Raw genomic sequence first — 15,899 nt, forward strand, 5'->3', positions numbered from 1 at the left:
CGTAGGCTGAGCAGAAGCAATTTGTCGGATTGTTCCCAAAGAGCTCGCTGATGGACACTGTGCCGAGCAGACTCGCTGAATTTTATGTCAACAATCGCCATACTGGGATCGACAGGAACGATTGGCAGCACGTTGGCCGAACGATTGGTGATTACTGGTCGACGACTGCTTCTCGTGGGCCGAGATCATGAAAAGCTCGCCCGCCAAGCGAAGGAACTCGGTCAGCCATTTGTAGTCGTCGATTTCACCTCGTCAGATTCTCTGGAAAAAGAGCTGAACTCGAAATCCGAACTCTGTGAGGGTTACGCGGGGTTCGTTAACTGCTGTGGGTCATTGTTGCTTAAGCCGGCCCATACGACCTCGGACGAAGAATTCAGACAGGTTTTCGAGACCAATTTATTTACGGCTTTCGCGACCGTCCGCGTGGGAGGCAAACTGTTGCGCAAACAGGGGGGATCGATCGTCCTGTTCGCCTCGGCGGTCGCTGAAATTGGCATTCCTAATCACGAAGCCATTGCCGCTGCCAAAGCAGGCGTTGTCGGTCTGGCCCGCTCGGCCGCAGCCACCTATGCTCCCCACAATATCCGGGTCAACGTCATCAGCCCGGGATTGGTTCGAACCGAACTCACGCGCAGAATTTGGGAGAATTCAACCTCGGCCACGGCGTCGGCTGAGATGCACGCCTTAGGGAGGATTGGAGAACCCGAACACGTTGCGTCACTCGCAACCTGGTTACTCGATCCCCAAAATGACTGGATCACGGGCCAAGTCATTGGAGTCGACGGAGGGTTGTCACGCGTCCAGCCGAAGCGCAGACTCTCCAGTTGAATCTTAGCAGGGCATTGAAGTTGTTTGGACGATGTGCACTGCCAACTCCGACTATTTGAACTCGAGGCGCGATGGAGAAGCATCCAACCAACCTGATCCTGCTCACCGGGGCGACGGGCTATATCGGCGGCAGACTGCTGCCACTCTTAGAAAATCACGGCTATCGTCTGCGCTGTCTCACACGCCGTCCCGAAGCCCTGGCGGGTCGCGTTGGCGAGTCGACGGAAGTCGTCGCGGGCGACGTACTTGATCGAGACTCACTGGCAAAAGCCATGGTTGGAGTCGACACCGCTTTTTATTTCGTCCACTCGATGGGCGCGGATCGTGATTTTGAAGAGGTTGACCGGACCGCCGCGGAGAACTTCGCCCAGGCTGCCACGGACGCGGGAGTTCGCCGCATTATCTATCTGGGAGGACTTGGCGACGCGAACCGCGAACTTTCCAAACATCTCCGCAGCCGCCAAGAAACCGGCGACATCTTGCGGACCCATCATCCGCAAGTCATCGAGTTCCGGGCGTCGATCGTCATTGGGTCGGGGAGTCTCTCGTTCGAGATGATTCGTGCACTGGTCGAAAGGCTCCCCGTGATGATCTGTCCTCGCTGGGTGCAGGTGAAGGCCCAGCCGATCGCCGTCGAAGACTTGTTGAGTTATCTTCTGGAAGTGATCTCACTGCCAACGAGAAGCTCGCAAATCTTTGAGATCGGTGGTCCCGACCAAGTGTCCTATGGGCAACTCATGCACGAATACGCTCGCCAGCGCGGGCTTACGCGCTGGATGATTCCGATCCCCTTCTTAACGCCCTATCTATCGAGCCTGTGGCTGGGGCTCGTCACACCGCTATACGCCCGCGTGGGGCGGAAACTTGTCGACAGCCTGCGCAATCCGACTCTTGTTTCAAACCGCTTGGCGGAAACCACATTCTCAGTCCGGCCACGCTCGGTCCCTGCGGCCATTGCCAGGGCTTTAGTGAATGAAGATCGCGAATTCGCCGAAACGTGCTGGTCCGACGCCTACTCGTCCGCGGGAGTGCCGCGTAGCTGGGGTGGCTTGCGTTTTGGTTCGCGACTCGTCGATTCCAGAACCGTCACGGTCGACGTTCCCCCTGAGCAGGCCTTCACGCCGATTCGCCGCATTGGTGGCCGCAACGGTTGGTACTACGGCAACTGGCTCTGGTCGCTGCGCGGTTTCCTCGACTTGCTTGTGGGTGGCGTCGGCGTGCGCCGTGGCCGCCGCGATTCCGAGCAGCTGCGCGTCGGCGATCCCGTCGATTTTTGGCGCGTGGAACATTACGAAGCGCCCCATCGCTTGCGACTCAATGCCGAAATGAAGCTCCCCGGCCGGGCGTGGCTGGAGTTTGAAGTCACACCGACTGCCAAGGGGAGCACGATCCGTCAAACAGCGATCTTCGATCCCCTGGGGCTGTTCGGACTGATTTATTGGTACGGCATCTATCCCCTTCACCAACGCGTGTTTGCCGGCATGTTGCGGAACCTCGCACGGGCAGCAGAGCAGGTTGGCACGAAAAATGAATAGTGACATATTGCCCGAAACTACGCTGCTTCACAGTCGTTTTTCTTAGTTTGCATCTACCGGCGTTGTCGGAGCGAATCAATAGGTGCCCGCTAAACCTGGACACACACAATTTATCGAAACTAAGGTCTCACATGAATTTCAACTCTCTTGCCGCCCCGTTCTCATTTGTTGTTTGTCTCATCACCAGCATGATAGGCACCCAGGCCGCGCTGGCTGAAACACCAGAGAAAGCCGATCTTCCTGCCGGCTATGTGGAAGAGGCCCCACTCCCGGAAGGGTTTCCGCCGCCGAGCGAACCCGGCAAGGTTGTCGAAAAGACCTACCCGGTGGTGCGATCCTACTCGGCAACCGGCGCGGATTCGTTCATGAAGTGCTTCGTCTATCTAACGACGAATCAACATAAGATGACTGCCCCCGTCGTCATGGAATGCAGCCCCGAGCTCGATACCAGCCAGCCTGCCCCCGGCGATGGTGTCCCGGTCCCCTTCGAACGGATGCATTTCCTGCTCGAGAAGAACTCCCTCGACAAACCACACGAGGCGGGTCCCGTGGAAGTGGCCGACATGCCCGCCATGCGGGTGCTGAGCATTGCCTATCAGGGGGATTCGAAACCGGAGTTGGTCAAGAAGGGCCAAGCTGCGATCGAAGCGCGTCTCAAAGAATTGCCCGACGTGGAGCGAGCCGGCGATTACCGGATCCTGGGTTACAACAGCCCGATGCTCGAACGCTCCAAAAATTTCTGGGAGCTGCAACTGCCGATTCAAGAGAAGAATGCGGAAAAATAACGTGCAGCCCAAGAATTTTTTACTCAGAATAATCCCGGATTAGATTTCGTGTTTAGTGCGTTAGCCGTAAGGCGTCGCGAAGCAAAGCCGAGCGGTTTCGCAACCCCGCTAAACCACGGCGTCCCAGGGTCGACGACACCTCGGGTAGTCGTAAAGCACCCAACGGATAAACTGATATCTAAGGCTAATCTCCATTCTCGCCGCTAAACCGATGTCACAGGAATTGAATCGTGAAAAGCTCGAACTATGCCGCGGTTGTATCCCTTTTCTTTGGTTCGCTGTTTCTATCAGTTCCCTTATCAGCATCGCAATTGTGGTCGGTCGTAGCTGGAAATAGTGGGTCGGTCGATCTTTATCCGGTCGATCAATCGACCGGCGGTGTTGGGGCAGTTAGCAAAAGTGGTGACGGATTGATCCGCACGGCAGTGCGCGACCTCGCTGCCGAACCCATCTCGCAGGGCGGTCTCGTTTGGGCCGTGCGTTTTGGCGGTGGGGGCAACGAGTTGCTCTCAGTAAATCCTGCCAAACATCAACTCGTTTCAATGGTCAATATAAATCTCGTCAATACAGTCGAGACTCTGGCGATTGACCCAATCGATGGCGGCTTCTATGCAACCACGGCCAGCGCACTCTATCGTCTGAACCCAAATACCGGAGTTGCCACGTTGGTCGGCAACACAACCGTACAGGTAGAGAAAGGACTTGGTTTCGACGTACAAGGCAATTTGTACGGTGTGGGCAATGGTAACAATCTGGTCGCGATTGATAAATCCAACGGGGCGACCTCAGTTATCGACACTTTGGCGTTGTCACGCATGGAAGATATCGCGGTCAGACCGGAGGATGGTGCAATGTACGGCATCGGTTACGGGCCCGATTATAACCTCTATAAAATCGATCTTGCCGATGGTTCACTTACGACGGTTGGACCCTCATTAGGGCGTCCCTCCGGACTAGCCTTCGCTGCCGTTCCAGAACCGAACTCAATCGCAATGAGCGCAATTCTCGCAGTCACACTCGCAGCAACTAGCTCATTTTCTACCGCCCGAGGCAGGAAGCAATCATAATCGTACGTGTGCTGCACGGGTTGCAACAAATCGAAAATTTACGCCCCTCAATTCCCATCCCCACCTTTCGCCCGCCCCGCTTGCTCCCGCCCCAACCACGCCCCTAGCGCCATCCATGCCACGGTGAGGGGCAAAATTGCTATCGCCGCGGCGCTGATCGAGAAACGCCCCAGCGCGTCGCAGACGTTCGAGGCGGCGACGTCGCTGCCGCGGAACACTACCGTGTCGATGAACGCCTTCGATTCGTATTTTTCCGCGCGGCTCACCACAGTGAACAGCACTTGCTGCGCGGGGACCAGCAGGCCGTAGCCGACGATTTCCTGCACCACCTTGGCGACCATCAACGGCCAGAGGGTCGCGTCGAAGCTGAGCCACGCGAACAGGCCGACGATCACCCCGCACGCCGCCGCCAATGTCGCGCCCACGCCCACCAGCCGCATCAGCGCCGCGGCCAGGACAGCCTGAAACGCGAGCGTGCCGGTTTGCGAATAAAAATTCATCGTCGAAAACAGTTCCGTCCGCTCGGCGACCGCCATTTCCTGGGCGCGCAAGGCGTGTTGAAAATTGTTGTAAACAAACGTCGCGGCGAACTTGCCGATGGCCGTAAATGCGCAGATCATCAGCAAATAGCGCGAGGCCAACACAGTGCGCAAGCCTTCGCGGAGTGAACCGCTCGTGGGTGCAGTCTCGCCGCTGCCGCGTTGCTCGGATCGCAAAGCCAACCACGCCAGCGCGATCGCGAGTTCGAGCGCTAGAATTGCGATGACCATCAACCCGGCCACGCCCAACGTTTGCGCGGCGACGTTGCCGACGAGCGATGCGATAATCGAGCCCGTCGTCCCCGCCGCGGCCATCGCGCCGAACCAGGTCTTCCCCTCCTCGGCCGAGAACAAATCCGCCATCACGCTCCAGAACACGGCCACGACGTAAAGATTGAAGACGCTCACCCACACGAAGAACGCGTTTCGCAGCCACACCGTATCCCCATGTCCGCGGGCTACAAGAATCGCAAACAGAACCAAACACGCCACGAAAAACTGATAGACGCCAAACACGAGCTGCCGCCGCGTGGTGTGCGCCACGATCCGCCAATACAACGGCAGCGCGACACATACGGCCAGAAACGTCGCCAAATACAACGGCCCGAAGAGCCGAGTTTCGGTCGCCAACGCATCGCGAACCGGCTTAAGGACGTAATACGAAAACAGGACGAGAAAGAACCAAGCGCAGGAAACGAAGAGGCGGAAGCTCATAGGCCCCAATCATACTGCAAGACTGGCCTACCGCACCACGCCGTTTAGCCAACGCCAGAGCTGCTGCTGATTCGCATTTAAGCTGACGATCGCAGTTTCATATAGAGCGATTGCACGGCAGTCATACAGCAGCGGCCGTCGGCGGCAAGTGTTCGGCAATTCGCCGCCGGTGATTTCGACTTCGCCAGGAGGTCACGAATACGCAACGGCGTCTCGTCCTGTGCGTCGGCTGCTACCTCGTCGTAGGTGAAGCCGAAGCAGGCGCAGATCGGAGCATCGGGATCCTTCGGATACACAGGAGATTTCAGCTCGTCGATGGCGATGGTCACTTCGAACTGGTTGAAGTACGCGACATCGCAGTACTGATAATTGCAGCACCAGGCGTAGTCGCCCAATTTTGCACGGAATTCAGCCCGAATGTGCGTATCGAGCGGCCCAGCTTCCACCGCAATGCCCAGCGACCGGCAACGCGGACAATACGCCCGGCCGTCATCTTCCTGCTCGCGGACAAAGGCTTTGTTCATGGTTGAGAACTTATCGGGGAGGGAAGTCGATCAAGAGAACCCTTAGCGACGTTATTAGGCGTATTCTTTAACAATCGGAATGCTGAACCAATGGATCTGTTCGCTCGGCACCTTGCTCCTTGAGTTCTTGAGCGAGACCAATAAGAATTCCTTCCGGCCCGCGGATGTAACAGAGTCGGTACATGTCTTGGTAGTTAACGACCTTATCGACAAGCTCCGCCCCGCGTTTCTTGAGCCGCGTGAGCGTATCGTCGATGTCCTCGACGGTAAACATGACACGCAAATACCCGAGCGCGTTCACCGGGGCGTTACGATGATCGGCCACCACGGGCGGCGCAAGATACCTCGACAATTCAAGTCGGCTATGGCCATCCGGCGTGCGCAGCATGGCAATCTCGACGCGCATGCTGGCGAGTCCCGTCACGCCCGAGGCCCAGTCGCCTTCAATCGGGGCGCGGCCTTCGAGCACGAGGCCCAGTTCAACAAAAAACTCAATCGCGGCATTAAGGTCCTCGACCACAATCCCGACGTTGTCCATTCGCTTGACGGTCATAATGGCTCTCTAGTTCTTGGCTGGATTATCAAAACCTGACATTCCTCGAATGGTGGCCAGTGCGCTCGCGATGTCCGACAAGTGTCGCGTGGCCATTTGCTTGCCTGCGTCATCGCCGATCTCGAGGCTGGATTCCAATAACTTTTGCCAACCCTCCTGCGATTCCAACAGATTCTCTTCGAGCAACGTCATTTCTTTAAGCGGATCGACTTGTTTCGTACGGGTGTCAGCCGTGGGGGATGTCGTTGCAACATGTCCAATCAAGGCCAATGCGCTCGCGATATTCGACAAGTGCCTTGTGGCCATTCGTATACCCGTGTCATATTTCGTTCCGCGACTGTGTTCTAATAACCCATTCCAATGTTCTTGTGCATCCACCAGCCGATCTTCAATCGTCGCATTATCATAACGCGAGTCGACGTGAGTTGTCCGAGTGCCAAGTTTAAGGAAGGTTACCGCGACACCGAACTCTTCGCTATTGATAGAGCCGAAAATTGGATGCCAAAAATTGGGGACCACGAAATTTATATCGTAGCCTTCTTTGACAAACTTCTCCGCCATAATCCCACCATGCCGTGGGTTCGACGAGGCGTGGCTGAGCTGAAAGAACATGCCATCCCGATCTTTGCGATTCTTGGCGGGGCCAAATTTCCGCGGCAGTTCGGCAATGTCGAAATACAAGCGTTTGACATTGCTGTAATCTGGATCTTCGTAGCGAAATCCGAGTTCCTCGACTTCGATCCAGCAATAGAGTGCTCCGGCATCCTCACTAGAACATTTCAGGAGCAGCAACGATTCTGTCTCTCCGAATTGCGCGATTGGTAGAAATTCGGCACGCAGTCCGTGTTCCGCCCTGAGTCGCTGGCAAGTTTGGACAAGCCCATCCTCACCAAGCGAATAGAATCGCTCGACTTTGGTGCCCCCTTGGCCAGGACCCGTAAGATAGGCCGGGGAGGGCGATCCGCCGTTGTTGGCCAGCAGAAAATCGACGTAAGGTTGTGGAAAAGTGATCGCTAGCTCCTGCTCTGCGGAGGAAATCGCGTCGCGATCCACGGGCTTTCCGGGTCGCCGGATGACGAGGTCATAGTGATTAATGGCCGTCATAATTTAGTTAAATCAGAATAACAGAAGAGATAAAGCTTAAGCTTGTTGCCGGCATTCAATTGGAGCTGCATTGACCGCCAGTATACCGCCGCGACACGAAAAGCACCAAACCGGCCCTAGTCGCGACCGAACTTGGTCGCGGGTCAGCAGCAGCGATACGTTAAAAAGTTTCACCTCACTCCGCATCAAAGTCCTCGACCACGATACCGACGTTGTCCATTCGTTTGACCGTCATAGTTTCTCCTGGGACGCCGAGAATCGATTCACACAAAATCCAATATGCGTTTTTCTGCGGTGTTTTTTGTTGACATGCGTATCTTGCAGTCACTATAACAGCACCGTCCCGGGGAACCGGCTCAACAAACAGATTATTCTAGAGAACGCTAGTGATTAGTAGATAAAAACTGTTCGCACGTCATTTTTGAACGTCGTGACCCCGTAATCTCATTGCTGTCGTTCTCCTCATGGTTCAGTCGTATCAGGTGATGAAGGGGTGAAAATGACAGCGAAACATTCTCGGATAGCTCTCTTGCTGGCCTCGGTCCTCGTCTTTTCAAGTTCGGCGTATGCGGCCACAGCGATTTATTTCCCGACCGGCTCACCCTCCAACGCGGTCAACACTGGCGGCATGACCGCCGGCGGGCTCTTCCGGCGAGCGCCCGACGCCGCGCCCATCATCTTCAATTCCCTCGGGTTTATCGATCTGAACACCGACTTCCCCACACTCCTCGGTCCGGATGGCATCAGTGGCAGCTATCAGGTCTCGCTGTGGCGGATCGATACCTACACACAAACGCCGCCCATGGTTGGCCCCGTCGTGCCGACGTCGTGGACGCTGCTCGCCAACACGACCATCACGCCGTCTTCCCCGCTGGGTGAAAACTTTGGCGATGCGTTCCGATACAACCGGATCCCGGCAACGACAATCAACCCCGGCGATTACATCATCATTGGGGCAACGCTCCCCACAGGCCCACTACCGGACAAATGGTTATCCGGCGCCGTCCCGGTGAACTACGTCGGCTTCACCGGACCGGGCACCGGCTTCACCCTCAGCGGCGGAGTATTTTTTTCCGGCCTAGGTCCCGGCACCTTGATTGCCAACGCCAGCACGGAAATCTTCATCCCAGAACCGGCGAGCCTGTCGCTACTGGCAATGGCCGGCCTGGCGATGCTTGGAAGGCGAAGGGCTTGAACTGAACTATCGCGAGCAAGCTCCGACGGTTCTGCCATCGGCGATAAATGAGATCGCACTTCCTTTGACGAGGCGTTCGCGGTCGACCTCCCTGGCCAACGCGCTAGCCGCGTGTACTTCAATTTCACAGACCGTGCTCAACCATCGAATCACGCTACGCTAGCGCGTTTGGGCTCATGGTTGCTGAGGTATGTGGTTAGCAAGCGTGTCCGCAACCCACATCCAGGCTTCAATCATAGAGCGGAGTTCGTCAACGGAACGCAAGCCGATCAAATTGTTGAACCACTTGCCACCGATAAAGCATCCGAGCGCGGGAATATTCGCGATTTCATTTATGAACGCTTGGTTCTCCGCACGATCAACGTCGCAGGAACGGAAGCATATTCGACCGACATACTCTTCCCGCAGCGTTGCGAGCAGCTTGTCCATCTCCCGATCAATCTTGTCCCATGCCGCCCAATAGTGGAGGACGAGAATTTGATACTCGTCGAAGTCTCGCTCCACAACTGGGACCGTACTCGGGGACCAATCGAAGTTGGGAGACTCGTGTGACATGACCGCCTAACTCCAAAGCCATTTCCTCACTCTCAAGCGAGCAGGAGTAAACGCCAGTATACCGCCGCGACCAGAAAAGCACCAAACCGGCCCTAGCCGCGACCACACTTGGTCACGGATCATCGGCAGCTCTAGTTACGCCACATCCTTACCATACGCTCTCTCAACACGCGCAACTCGCAGGTGGTAATCTGAATACCAGACGCGCTGGCCCGTCTCTTGGGCCACGGTGTGTTCGGTGTGAGCCTTCCAAGCCGCGATCGCCTCTTCGCTCGACCAATACGAGACCGTGATTCCCAGTCCCCCGGCTGTTCGCGCGCTCTCCACGCCGAGAAAGCCGGGCTGTTGTGAGGCCAACTCGACCATGCGATCGGCCATCTGGCCGTAGCCTCGGTCCCCTTCGGTGCGTAGCGAAGTGAAGATGGCCGCGTAGTAGGGCGGTTGTGGTGTCGTGGCGATTTCGTTGGGGGTGGGCATGTTCGACACGTATGCAGCCGCCTATCAAGGATTCTCTGAATTGTTCCTGGATAATTCTGCGAGCATTCTGTGTCTTTGAATAGCGGTTGTCAATTATGCCAAACAGAACCGGACGCTAGCGCGTGGCGGCTGATTTTCATCAGCCGGCCGCCGCGGCGGACTAGCCCCGGTTTTTGAAATCGGCTCGACGATTACCACACAAAGTCGATGCCGCAGGTCGCACCGTGGTAGAAGAGGCCGGCATCGTCAGAGACTGTGGTTAACAAACTCGGATTCGTTAAGCTGCGGCTGGCGGCGTCACTGGCGAGCGCCACATTTTCGATCCACAGGAGTTGATAACCACCTCGAACGGCGATGTGATTGGTGAGCCGGTAGCCGGTGGTGAGATTGATTTCACCCACGAAGGACGTGGTCGTGTCACTACCAAGAAAGCTTCCGATCGGATTAATTCCCGAGAATTCCCTAATACCACCATCGACTTCGTTGCCGAAAATGCCCGCCTTACTTTCGATGTTCGCCATCAGACGGCGGCCCGGTTCAATAATGGCGAAATTTCCGCCCACCTGACCACCATAGAGGCGATTGTCGTAAGCGTAATTGCCGCGAGCCACGCCGGCGTTAATCGTGTAGTCCACTTCGTCTTGCAACTCAAGCCAGCGAAAGCCCGTCAACAACGTGAGTCGATCACCGACTTGCTTACGAACATTGATCTCGGCGTTGTCGAGTTTGGTCAGATAACGACCCGTGAACGAAGCTCCGCCCGGACCAGTGAATCCCGCGCCGATGAAATTACCTGGAGTAATGAATGCGACGTCCGCTGTATGATCGACACCGAAGTAACGACCTTCCACGATATAGCCATTATCGAAGCGCCGGGCGAGTGCTACCTCGGGGCCACCCTCCCAATCGAAATCAAAATCTTGGGCGGATGAGAACGGAGTTAAAGCTGGGTTAGCGGCAATAATCGTTCCCGCAGTCGGCGTTTCGCGATCCAAAATCACGGCGCCGATGGTGGCGTACCACTTAGGGCAGCAGTAATTTACGCCCAAGCCACAATCGACTGCGCCACAACAATCGTCGCAGGCACTCTCTTCACAGCTACAGCAGGAGATGAGCGAACTTGCGTCCGTCGCGTAAGTATCTCCAGCCAAGAGAACGGCGGAGTTGGAATCGTCGTCAAGGCTTGCTGTTGGTTCGTCCCACACCACGTCGGCCAATGCGACCTCCAGTGACGTTGCGGCTTCAGCCTCGCGGCCTGCTAGAAAGCCAAGAACTACCGCGCCGACAAGATACCATTTGCCAGTCATACAATCACTCCGTTGATTGGAACGATCAATGAGCGCGAGTGCCTCATTGCATCAAGACTTGAAAGAAGGAATCGGCTATTGCTAGCAGTTTGGCGCTGTATTTACCCCACGCATGGCTCCACCGAATTAATAGGAGTGCGCGGAATAGCCGTTAAGGTTTACCATTGGCGAGAGAAATCCGGCGGGCGAGCGGCGGTTTGGGCTAAGATATATACGAAACCGACCCTAGCCGTGACCACACTTGGTCGCGGGTCTTTGCACATGTCGCATAACCGAGAAGTCGTGCTTTCTTCGCGAGAGTCTTCGATTTATTTTGTGATAGAAATTGGCCACCCGCTGCGGTAGAGTGTACTGATGTACATTGTCACACAGCAGGTTGCCGCCGCGTGCAGGCTTGCTCTTTGAAAACTTGGATAAACCGACCATCGGATATGACGTCGATTGGCCCTAGGTACGGTCGGACTTTCGGACTGTCCGATCAACTGCGCTACCTCTGCGTTGAGATTCCGTCCTCGGAATCCCAATTGGCAGTTGCCCCCCTAAAAACTTTGACCGCTTGGGGGAAATGTTGGCCGCTTGGCCAGAAACGTGGTCTATCCTTGGCCGCTTCGAGAGGATGTCGAGGATTTTCGACAAGCCGCGTGTCCGCTGCGACAAACAGGCTGGGAAAACCAGCACCCAGCAGGTGGAATGGCCGAAAGCCAAAAAGAAAAAAGTGGTCAGGGCCGGGATCGAACCGGCGACACCTGGATTTTCAGTCCAGTGCTCTACCAACTGAGCTACCTAACCAACACCGCAACAAGTCGCGGGTAATTTGCCATCGTAGAAAGGACTCCCGGGAGTGTCAATCGGCTCGCGGAGGTCGTTCTCAGGCCAAAGCCTACCTTATTTTTGCTGGCAAATCTGTTCTAACGATTGTACGGACGCTGCGGGCTCAGCGAGGTTCGGGCGGCTTTCGTTCCCGGCGTGCATAGCCGATCACCAGCACGATCGTGGCGGCAATCAGCGGGAAGGGGGCGACCCGCATCAAGCCCGTGGCGAAGTCCCCCTGATCGGCGGCCTCGCCCACGATGACAGGCCCCACCGAGCCGCCGAAGTTACCCACCATATTGATAAAGCCGATGGCCGAGGCGGCGGCGGTCGATCCGAGAAACAGCGTGGGGATAGCCCAAAACGGCGGGACATGCGTGTACATGTTGCTTCCCACGAACACGATCAGGAACAATAACCCGAGCAGCGGCTGGCCGGCACTTTGGCTCACCAGCAGCAGGCCCGTTCCGACGAATAGCATGGGGATTGCGACGTGCCAAATCCGCTCATGTTTGAGGTCGGAATGCCAGGCGTTGAACTGCATGCCGAGGAAGCCAACGAAGTAAATGAGCGCGGTGATCCAAGCCGCAGCGGTTTCGCTGGTACCGACTTGGGCCTTCACGATACTCGGCATAAAGGTCGAGATGCTGTACGCCACGGCATTCTGGCAAAAGTAGACAAGTGTCAGTAGCAGCACGATGCCCAAATGTTTGTGCCACGCGCCTTGCTCGCGAGCCGCGCGAGTGGCGTGTTCGTCGACCAGGGTTTTTAGCAGCCATTCGCGTTCGTCCTCTTTGAGCCATTCCGCTTTCTGCGGCCGGTCGGGCAAACAGAACCAAACGCCGACGCCTGCCAGCACCGGGGCGATCCCTTCGAGAATGTAAATCCAACGCCACCCGGCGAGCCCGCCCCAGTTGATGTTGTCGCCAATCCACTGCGAAAGGGGCGTTCCTAGCACCATCGACAACGGCATCGCGGCCATGAAGCTCGCCATGGCCTTGCCACGATGCTGGGCTTTGAACCAGATCGACAGGTACATGACGACCGTGGGAAAGAAGCCCCCTTCAAAAAAACCGAGCATGAACCGCAGAAAGTAAAACTGGCTTTCGGGGTTGATGCCGAGTTCGTTCCAATGCCGTGCGATGCTCGCCAGCCAAGGCCAACTAGCCGGCGCGGGAAGTTGGGGTAACCAGCCGAACAATGTTTCCATGATGGGCATTCCCATAAAGCCCATCAGCACGGCCACGAGTCCCCACATCACGAGAATCCGAAAGAAAACACGGCGCGCACCGCGGCGTTCGACGCTAAGCGTACTGGGGATTTCCAGAATCCAATATCCCCAAAAGAACACGCCGCTGCCGAAGCCGATGATCTCGTTATTGAAGCCGAGCCCTTGTTCTTCGACGGGCCGGTTCATGCCGAATTTCGCCACCGCGATATTCGAGCGGTCGATGTAGGCGAGAATGTACAGGCCAAAGAGAATTGGGAGCAGATGCAGCCACACCCGGCGCCGGGTTCGTTCTTCAACGGTCGTTGCCGCGGGTCGTCCCCACCACAGCCACCGCATGAAGCGATCGTCCCAACGAGATTCTTCTGATTGAGAAGTTGCCATCACATCCTCAAACCCATCCGGCAGCAGAAAAGAGATGGCTGGATCGTAGCAGCTTTGGGGGCATGCGTGTAGGGATTGCAGGTCTGGACTGTTCGCTTAAGCGAGCAGTCCGAGCTATTTCCCGGTAACCATGAGATAAACCGCGGCACCGGCGATCACTACGGCGAGTGTGACCATCACGGTGATGATGCGATCGAGCGGCAAGACGCGCTCGGCTTTGGCGCGTTCTTTTTCTAACTCCTTGAGCCGCTCGGCTTCGGCCCGCGCGCGTTCTTCAGCCACGATTTGCGGCAGCGTCGCTCCGCCTAATGAACTGGAATCGGTGCTTTCCTCTTGGCGTCCCATGGTTTCACTAAGCTCGTATTCGACAGCAATCGTATCAGCCAAAGGAGATTCATGCTTCACCTTGGGGGGCAGTTTCGTGAGGTTGCCCACGTGCTGCTGCGCGGCACTACTTGAATTATTGACCCAAGGTCTGAGAAGTTCAGTCACTCCCTCAGCCGTCGCAACGCGGTCGGCGGGGCGTTTTTCCATCATCGCGGCAATCACTTGGGAAAACTCTTCCGTCACCGCGGGATTCAACCGCTGCGGCGCGATCGGGGCTTCATCCAATTGGCGGCGGAGCTTGTCGGCTGTGTCGCCACCGGGGAACGGCACCTTACCGGTCACGGCGTAATAGAGCGTGCAGCCCAAGGAATAGATGTCGCTCACGGTGCGCAAGACATCGGGCGACACGATAATTTCCGGGGCAATATAGTCGGCCGTACCGACAATGTGCCGGGGCTTTTTCTGGCCCGATTGCTGATCGTCGGAATAAAAATAGGCCAAGCCCAGATCCGCCAATTTGCTGCGGCCATCGGTCGTAATCAATATGTTCCCAGGCTTTACGTCGCGATGAATGAGTCCGCGGCCGTGGGCATGGGACAAAGCTTCGGCAGCTTGCGAAATAATCACCGCTGCCTCGTTCATCATCAGCGGTCCATGATGCCGCACCATTTTTCGCAGGTCCGTGCCGGGGACGTATTCCGTCACGAGGAAATAGGTGTCGCCGTCGGTGTCAGCATAGGTCAGATGCACGAGATTCGGATGGTTGAGCTGTGCTTGGGCACGAATCTCGCGCAAAAAACTGGCAATGGAATTCGGGTTGGTTTGATTTTTGGGGAGGACCTTGATTGCTTCGACGCGACCTAAGAGGCCGTGCTCGCATTTGAAGACCCAACCCATGCCGCCGTGGCCGATGGCATCGAGAATGCGATAAGCACCCAAGTTGAACTTGGTGCGACCCTGGCGAAGTTGCTCCGCTTGCCAGCGATTCAAGTAACCCAGGGCAATCATCTGCGCGGCGAGCTGCTCGTCGGTGATCTTTTCGAGCGTGACATCCGCCGCCGGCAACGATTCGATCAGCACCTGCCAAGCGCGGTCGATCTGCTCCTCGGTCAACAGGCCACTGGCCAAACCGGCTTGTTCAAGAATAGATCGTTCTGTTCGCACGCAGTTGGCCCGGGCCGTTAAGAAAATTCAAGAAGTTTGTAGATCGCAGTTATTTAAGTCTAGTTTCTCTTTTCCAAGAGCGCCAAGCACGTACACGCGACGTTTAGAATAATCCGGCAAAATGATGATCCGCTCGCCAAGCCTTGGGGAGTGGTGCAACAAACGTCAACTCATCGCCACGAACTGGGTGCGCAATAACCAACTCCCGGGCATGCAGGGCGATCCCCCGCGAAAATTCACGCTGGCTGCCGTACTTGCGGTCGCCGACGATTGAACACCCCAACTTGGCCAGTTGCACGCGAATTTGATGCTTGCGGCCTGTTTCGAGTTCAATCTCCAGCAGCGATAAGCCGCTGACAGTTTTGAGCAAGCGATACTGTAACCGCGCTAATTGAGCATCAGGCGCGGTCGCATGGGTGACGTGCACTTTGCGATGGCGTTCGTCTTTGCGTAGATAATGTTCCAGTGTCCCGGTCGGTTCTGGAAGTTCGCCCGCGACAACTGCCCAGTAAAGTTTCTTGACTTGGCGCTCGCGAAACGCTTCGGAGAGCCGCGCGGCGGCTTTGGAAGTTCTGGCAATAACTGTCACCCCCGTGACGGGAGTATCAAGCCGACTCACGATGCCGAGATAGACATTCCCCGGCTTTTGATATTTTTCGCGGATGTATTCCTTGGCGAGTTTTAACAGGCTGGGCTCGGTTTCCGCCACGCCCATTGTCGGCAACATCGCGGGCTTGTTGACGACCAGCAAATGATTATCCTCGAACAGCACATCCAGGTTATGATTGAAGCGTTCCGGCATA

15 protein-coding genes and 1 tRNA gene are annotated in these 15,899 nt (G+C 56.3%); 5 read left to right on the forward strand and 11 right to left on the reverse strand.

Annotated features, from left to right (window positions below; translation table 11 throughout):
- Window positions 1–84 precede the first annotated feature (84 nt).
- The 4 genes from AC6T8Q_RS12185 to AC6T8Q_RS12200 all read left to right on the forward strand — a co-directional run bounded on the left by AC6T8Q_RS12185 (window position 85) and on the right by AC6T8Q_RS12200 (window position 4,215).
- Window positions 85–828 (forward strand): SDR family NAD(P)-dependent oxidoreductase, encoded by a 744-nt coding sequence (locus AC6T8Q_RS12185; RefSeq protein ID WP_500679338.1) that lies wholly within the window; start codon window positions 85–87, stop codon window positions 826–828.
- Window positions 829–899: 71 nt separating this feature from the next.
- Window positions 900–2,363: an SDR family oxidoreductase gene (locus AC6T8Q_RS12190; protein ID WP_500679339.1), complete on the forward strand. Its 1,464-nt coding sequence runs from the start codon at window positions 900–902 to the stop codon at window positions 2,361–2,363.
- 131 nt (window positions 2,364–2,494) lie between these two features.
- Window positions 2,495–3,148 (forward strand): heme-binding protein, encoded by a 654-nt coding sequence (locus AC6T8Q_RS12195; protein ID WP_500679340.1) that lies wholly within the window; start codon window positions 2,495–2,497, stop codon window positions 3,146–3,148.
- 230 nt (window positions 3,149–3,378) lie between these two features.
- Entirely contained in the window at window positions 3,379–4,215 is an 837-nt protein-coding gene (locus AC6T8Q_RS12200; protein ID WP_496922971.1) for an SMP-30/gluconolactonase/LRE family protein, read from the forward strand.
- 47 nt (window positions 4,216–4,262) lie between these two features.
- On the opposite strand, the gene AC6T8Q_RS12205 is transcribed toward AC6T8Q_RS12200, so the two are convergent.
- From AC6T8Q_RS12205 to AC6T8Q_RS12220, 4 genes are all read right to left on the reverse strand, one after another.
- Window positions 4,263–5,468: an NTP/NDP exchange transporter gene (locus tag AC6T8Q_RS12205; protein WP_500679341.1), complete on the reverse strand. Its 1,206-nt coding sequence runs from the start codon at window positions 5,466–5,468 to the stop codon at window positions 4,263–4,265.
- A gap of 77 nt (window positions 5,469–5,545) precedes the next feature.
- Window positions 5,546–5,992 carry a hypothetical protein gene (locus AC6T8Q_RS12210; protein ID WP_500679342.1) on the reverse strand — a complete coding sequence of 149 codons (447 nt, stop codon included), beginning with the start codon at window positions 5,990–5,992 and terminating at the stop codon, window positions 5,546–5,548.
- Window positions 5,993–6,059: 67 nt separating this feature from the next.
- Window positions 6,060–6,545 (reverse strand): VOC family protein, encoded by a 486-nt coding sequence (locus AC6T8Q_RS12215; RefSeq protein WP_500679343.1) that lies wholly within the window; start codon window positions 6,543–6,545, stop codon window positions 6,060–6,062.
- Window positions 6,546–6,554: 9 nt separating this feature from the next.
- On the reverse strand, window positions 6,555–7,649 hold the full coding sequence (locus AC6T8Q_RS12220; protein ID WP_500679344.1) for an SMI1/KNR4 family protein: 1,095 nt from the start codon (window positions 7,647–7,649) through the stop codon (window positions 6,555–6,557).
- A 529-nt stretch (window positions 7,650–8,178) separates the two neighbouring features.
- On the opposite strand from AC6T8Q_RS12220, the gene AC6T8Q_RS12225 reads away from it, so the two are divergent.
- Window positions 8,179–8,844 (forward strand): PEP-CTERM sorting domain-containing protein, encoded by a 666-nt coding sequence (locus tag AC6T8Q_RS12225; protein ID WP_500679345.1) that lies wholly within the window; start codon window positions 8,179–8,181, stop codon window positions 8,842–8,844.
- 174 nt (window positions 8,845–9,018) lie between these two features.
- Here AC6T8Q_RS12225 and AC6T8Q_RS12230 read toward each other — a convergent pair whose 3' ends face one another.
- The 7 genes from AC6T8Q_RS12230 to AC6T8Q_RS12260 all read right to left on the reverse strand — a co-directional run bounded on the left by AC6T8Q_RS12230 (window position 9,019) and on the right by AC6T8Q_RS12260 (window position 15,898).
- A complete protein-coding gene (locus tag AC6T8Q_RS12230; RefSeq protein ID WP_500679346.1) occupies window positions 9,019–9,399 on the reverse strand; it encodes a thioredoxin domain-containing protein in 381 nt (126 codons plus the stop codon).
- A gap of 135 nt (window positions 9,400–9,534) precedes the next feature.
- Window positions 9,535–9,876 (reverse strand): antibiotic biosynthesis monooxygenase family protein, encoded by a 342-nt coding sequence (locus AC6T8Q_RS12235; RefSeq protein ID WP_500679347.1) that lies wholly within the window; start codon window positions 9,874–9,876, stop codon window positions 9,535–9,537.
- Window positions 9,877–10,067: 191 nt separating this feature from the next.
- Window positions 10,068–11,183: a hypothetical protein gene (locus tag AC6T8Q_RS12240; RefSeq protein WP_500679348.1), complete on the reverse strand. Its 1,116-nt coding sequence runs from the start codon at window positions 11,181–11,183 to the stop codon at window positions 10,068–10,070.
- 716 nt (window positions 11,184–11,899) lie between these two features.
- A tRNA-Phe gene (locus tag AC6T8Q_RS12245) sits at window positions 11,900–11,972 on the reverse strand.
- A gap of 145 nt (window positions 11,973–12,117) precedes the next feature.
- Window positions 12,118–13,605 carry an MFS transporter gene (locus AC6T8Q_RS12250; protein ID WP_500679349.1) on the reverse strand — a complete coding sequence of 496 codons (1,488 nt, stop codon included), beginning with the start codon at window positions 13,603–13,605 and terminating at the stop codon, window positions 12,118–12,120.
- Between the two features lie 114 nt (window positions 13,606–13,719).
- On the reverse strand, window positions 13,720–15,096 hold the full coding sequence (locus AC6T8Q_RS12255) for a serine/threonine-protein kinase (RefSeq protein ID WP_500679350.1): 1,377 nt from the start codon (window positions 15,094–15,096) through the stop codon (window positions 13,720–13,722).
- A gap of 103 nt (window positions 15,097–15,199) precedes the next feature.
- Window positions 15,200–15,898, reverse strand: a complete 699-nt coding sequence (locus AC6T8Q_RS12260) for an RluA family pseudouridine synthase (RefSeq protein ID WP_500679351.1) — start codon at window positions 15,896–15,898, stop codon at window positions 15,200–15,202.
- Window position 15,899 lies beyond the last annotated feature (1 nt).

This window comes from Bythopirellula sp., from assembly GCF_041737835.1.
Lineage (GTDB): Bacteria > Planctomycetota > Planctomycetia > Pirellulales > Lacipirellulaceae > Bythopirellula.

Excerpts from the sequence above, each read along its gene's own strand:
- AC6T8Q_RS12185 (WP_500679338.1), top strand. The coding sequence starts at position 85 with ATGTCAACAATCGCCATACTGGGATCGACAGGAACGATTGGCAGCACG.
- AC6T8Q_RS12190 (WP_500679339.1), top strand. The coding sequence starts at position 900 with ATGGAGAAGCATCCAACCAACCTGATCCTGCTCACCGGGGCGACGGGC.
- AC6T8Q_RS12195 (WP_500679340.1), top strand. The coding sequence starts at position 2,495 with ATGAATTTCAACTCTCTTGCCGCCCCGTTCTCATTTGTTGTTTGTCTC.
- AC6T8Q_RS12205 (WP_500679341.1), bottom strand. The coding sequence starts at position 5,468 with ATGAGCTTCCGCCTCTTCGTTTCCTGCGCTTGGTTCTTTCTCGTCCTG.
- AC6T8Q_RS12210 (WP_500679342.1), bottom strand. The coding sequence starts at position 5,992 with ATGAACAAAGCCTTTGTCCGCGAGCAGGAAGATGACGGCCGGGCGTAT.
- AC6T8Q_RS12215 (WP_500679343.1), bottom strand. The coding sequence starts at position 6,545 with ATGACCGTCAAGCGAATGGACAACGTCGGGATTGTGGTCGAGGACCTT.
- AC6T8Q_RS12220 (WP_500679344.1), bottom strand. The coding sequence starts at position 7,649 with ATGACGGCCATTAATCACTATGACCTCGTCATCCGGCGACCCGGAAAG.
- AC6T8Q_RS12230 (WP_500679346.1), bottom strand. The coding sequence starts at position 9,399 with ATGTCACACGAGTCTCCCAACTTCGATTGGTCCCCGAGTACGGTCCCA.
- AC6T8Q_RS12235 (WP_500679347.1), bottom strand. The coding sequence starts at position 9,876 with ATGCCCACCCCCAACGAAATCGCCACGACACCACAACCGCCCTACTAC.
- AC6T8Q_RS12240 (WP_500679348.1), bottom strand. The coding sequence starts at position 11,183 with ATGACTGGCAAATGGTATCTTGTCGGCGCGGTAGTTCTTGGCTTTCTA.
- AC6T8Q_RS12250 (WP_500679349.1), bottom strand. The coding sequence starts at position 13,605 with ATGGCAACTTCTCAATCAGAAGAATCTCGTTGGGACGATCGCTTCATG.
- AC6T8Q_RS12260 (WP_500679351.1), bottom strand. The coding sequence starts at position 15,898 with ATGCCGGAACGCTTCAATCATAACCTGGATGTGCTGTTCGAGGATAAT.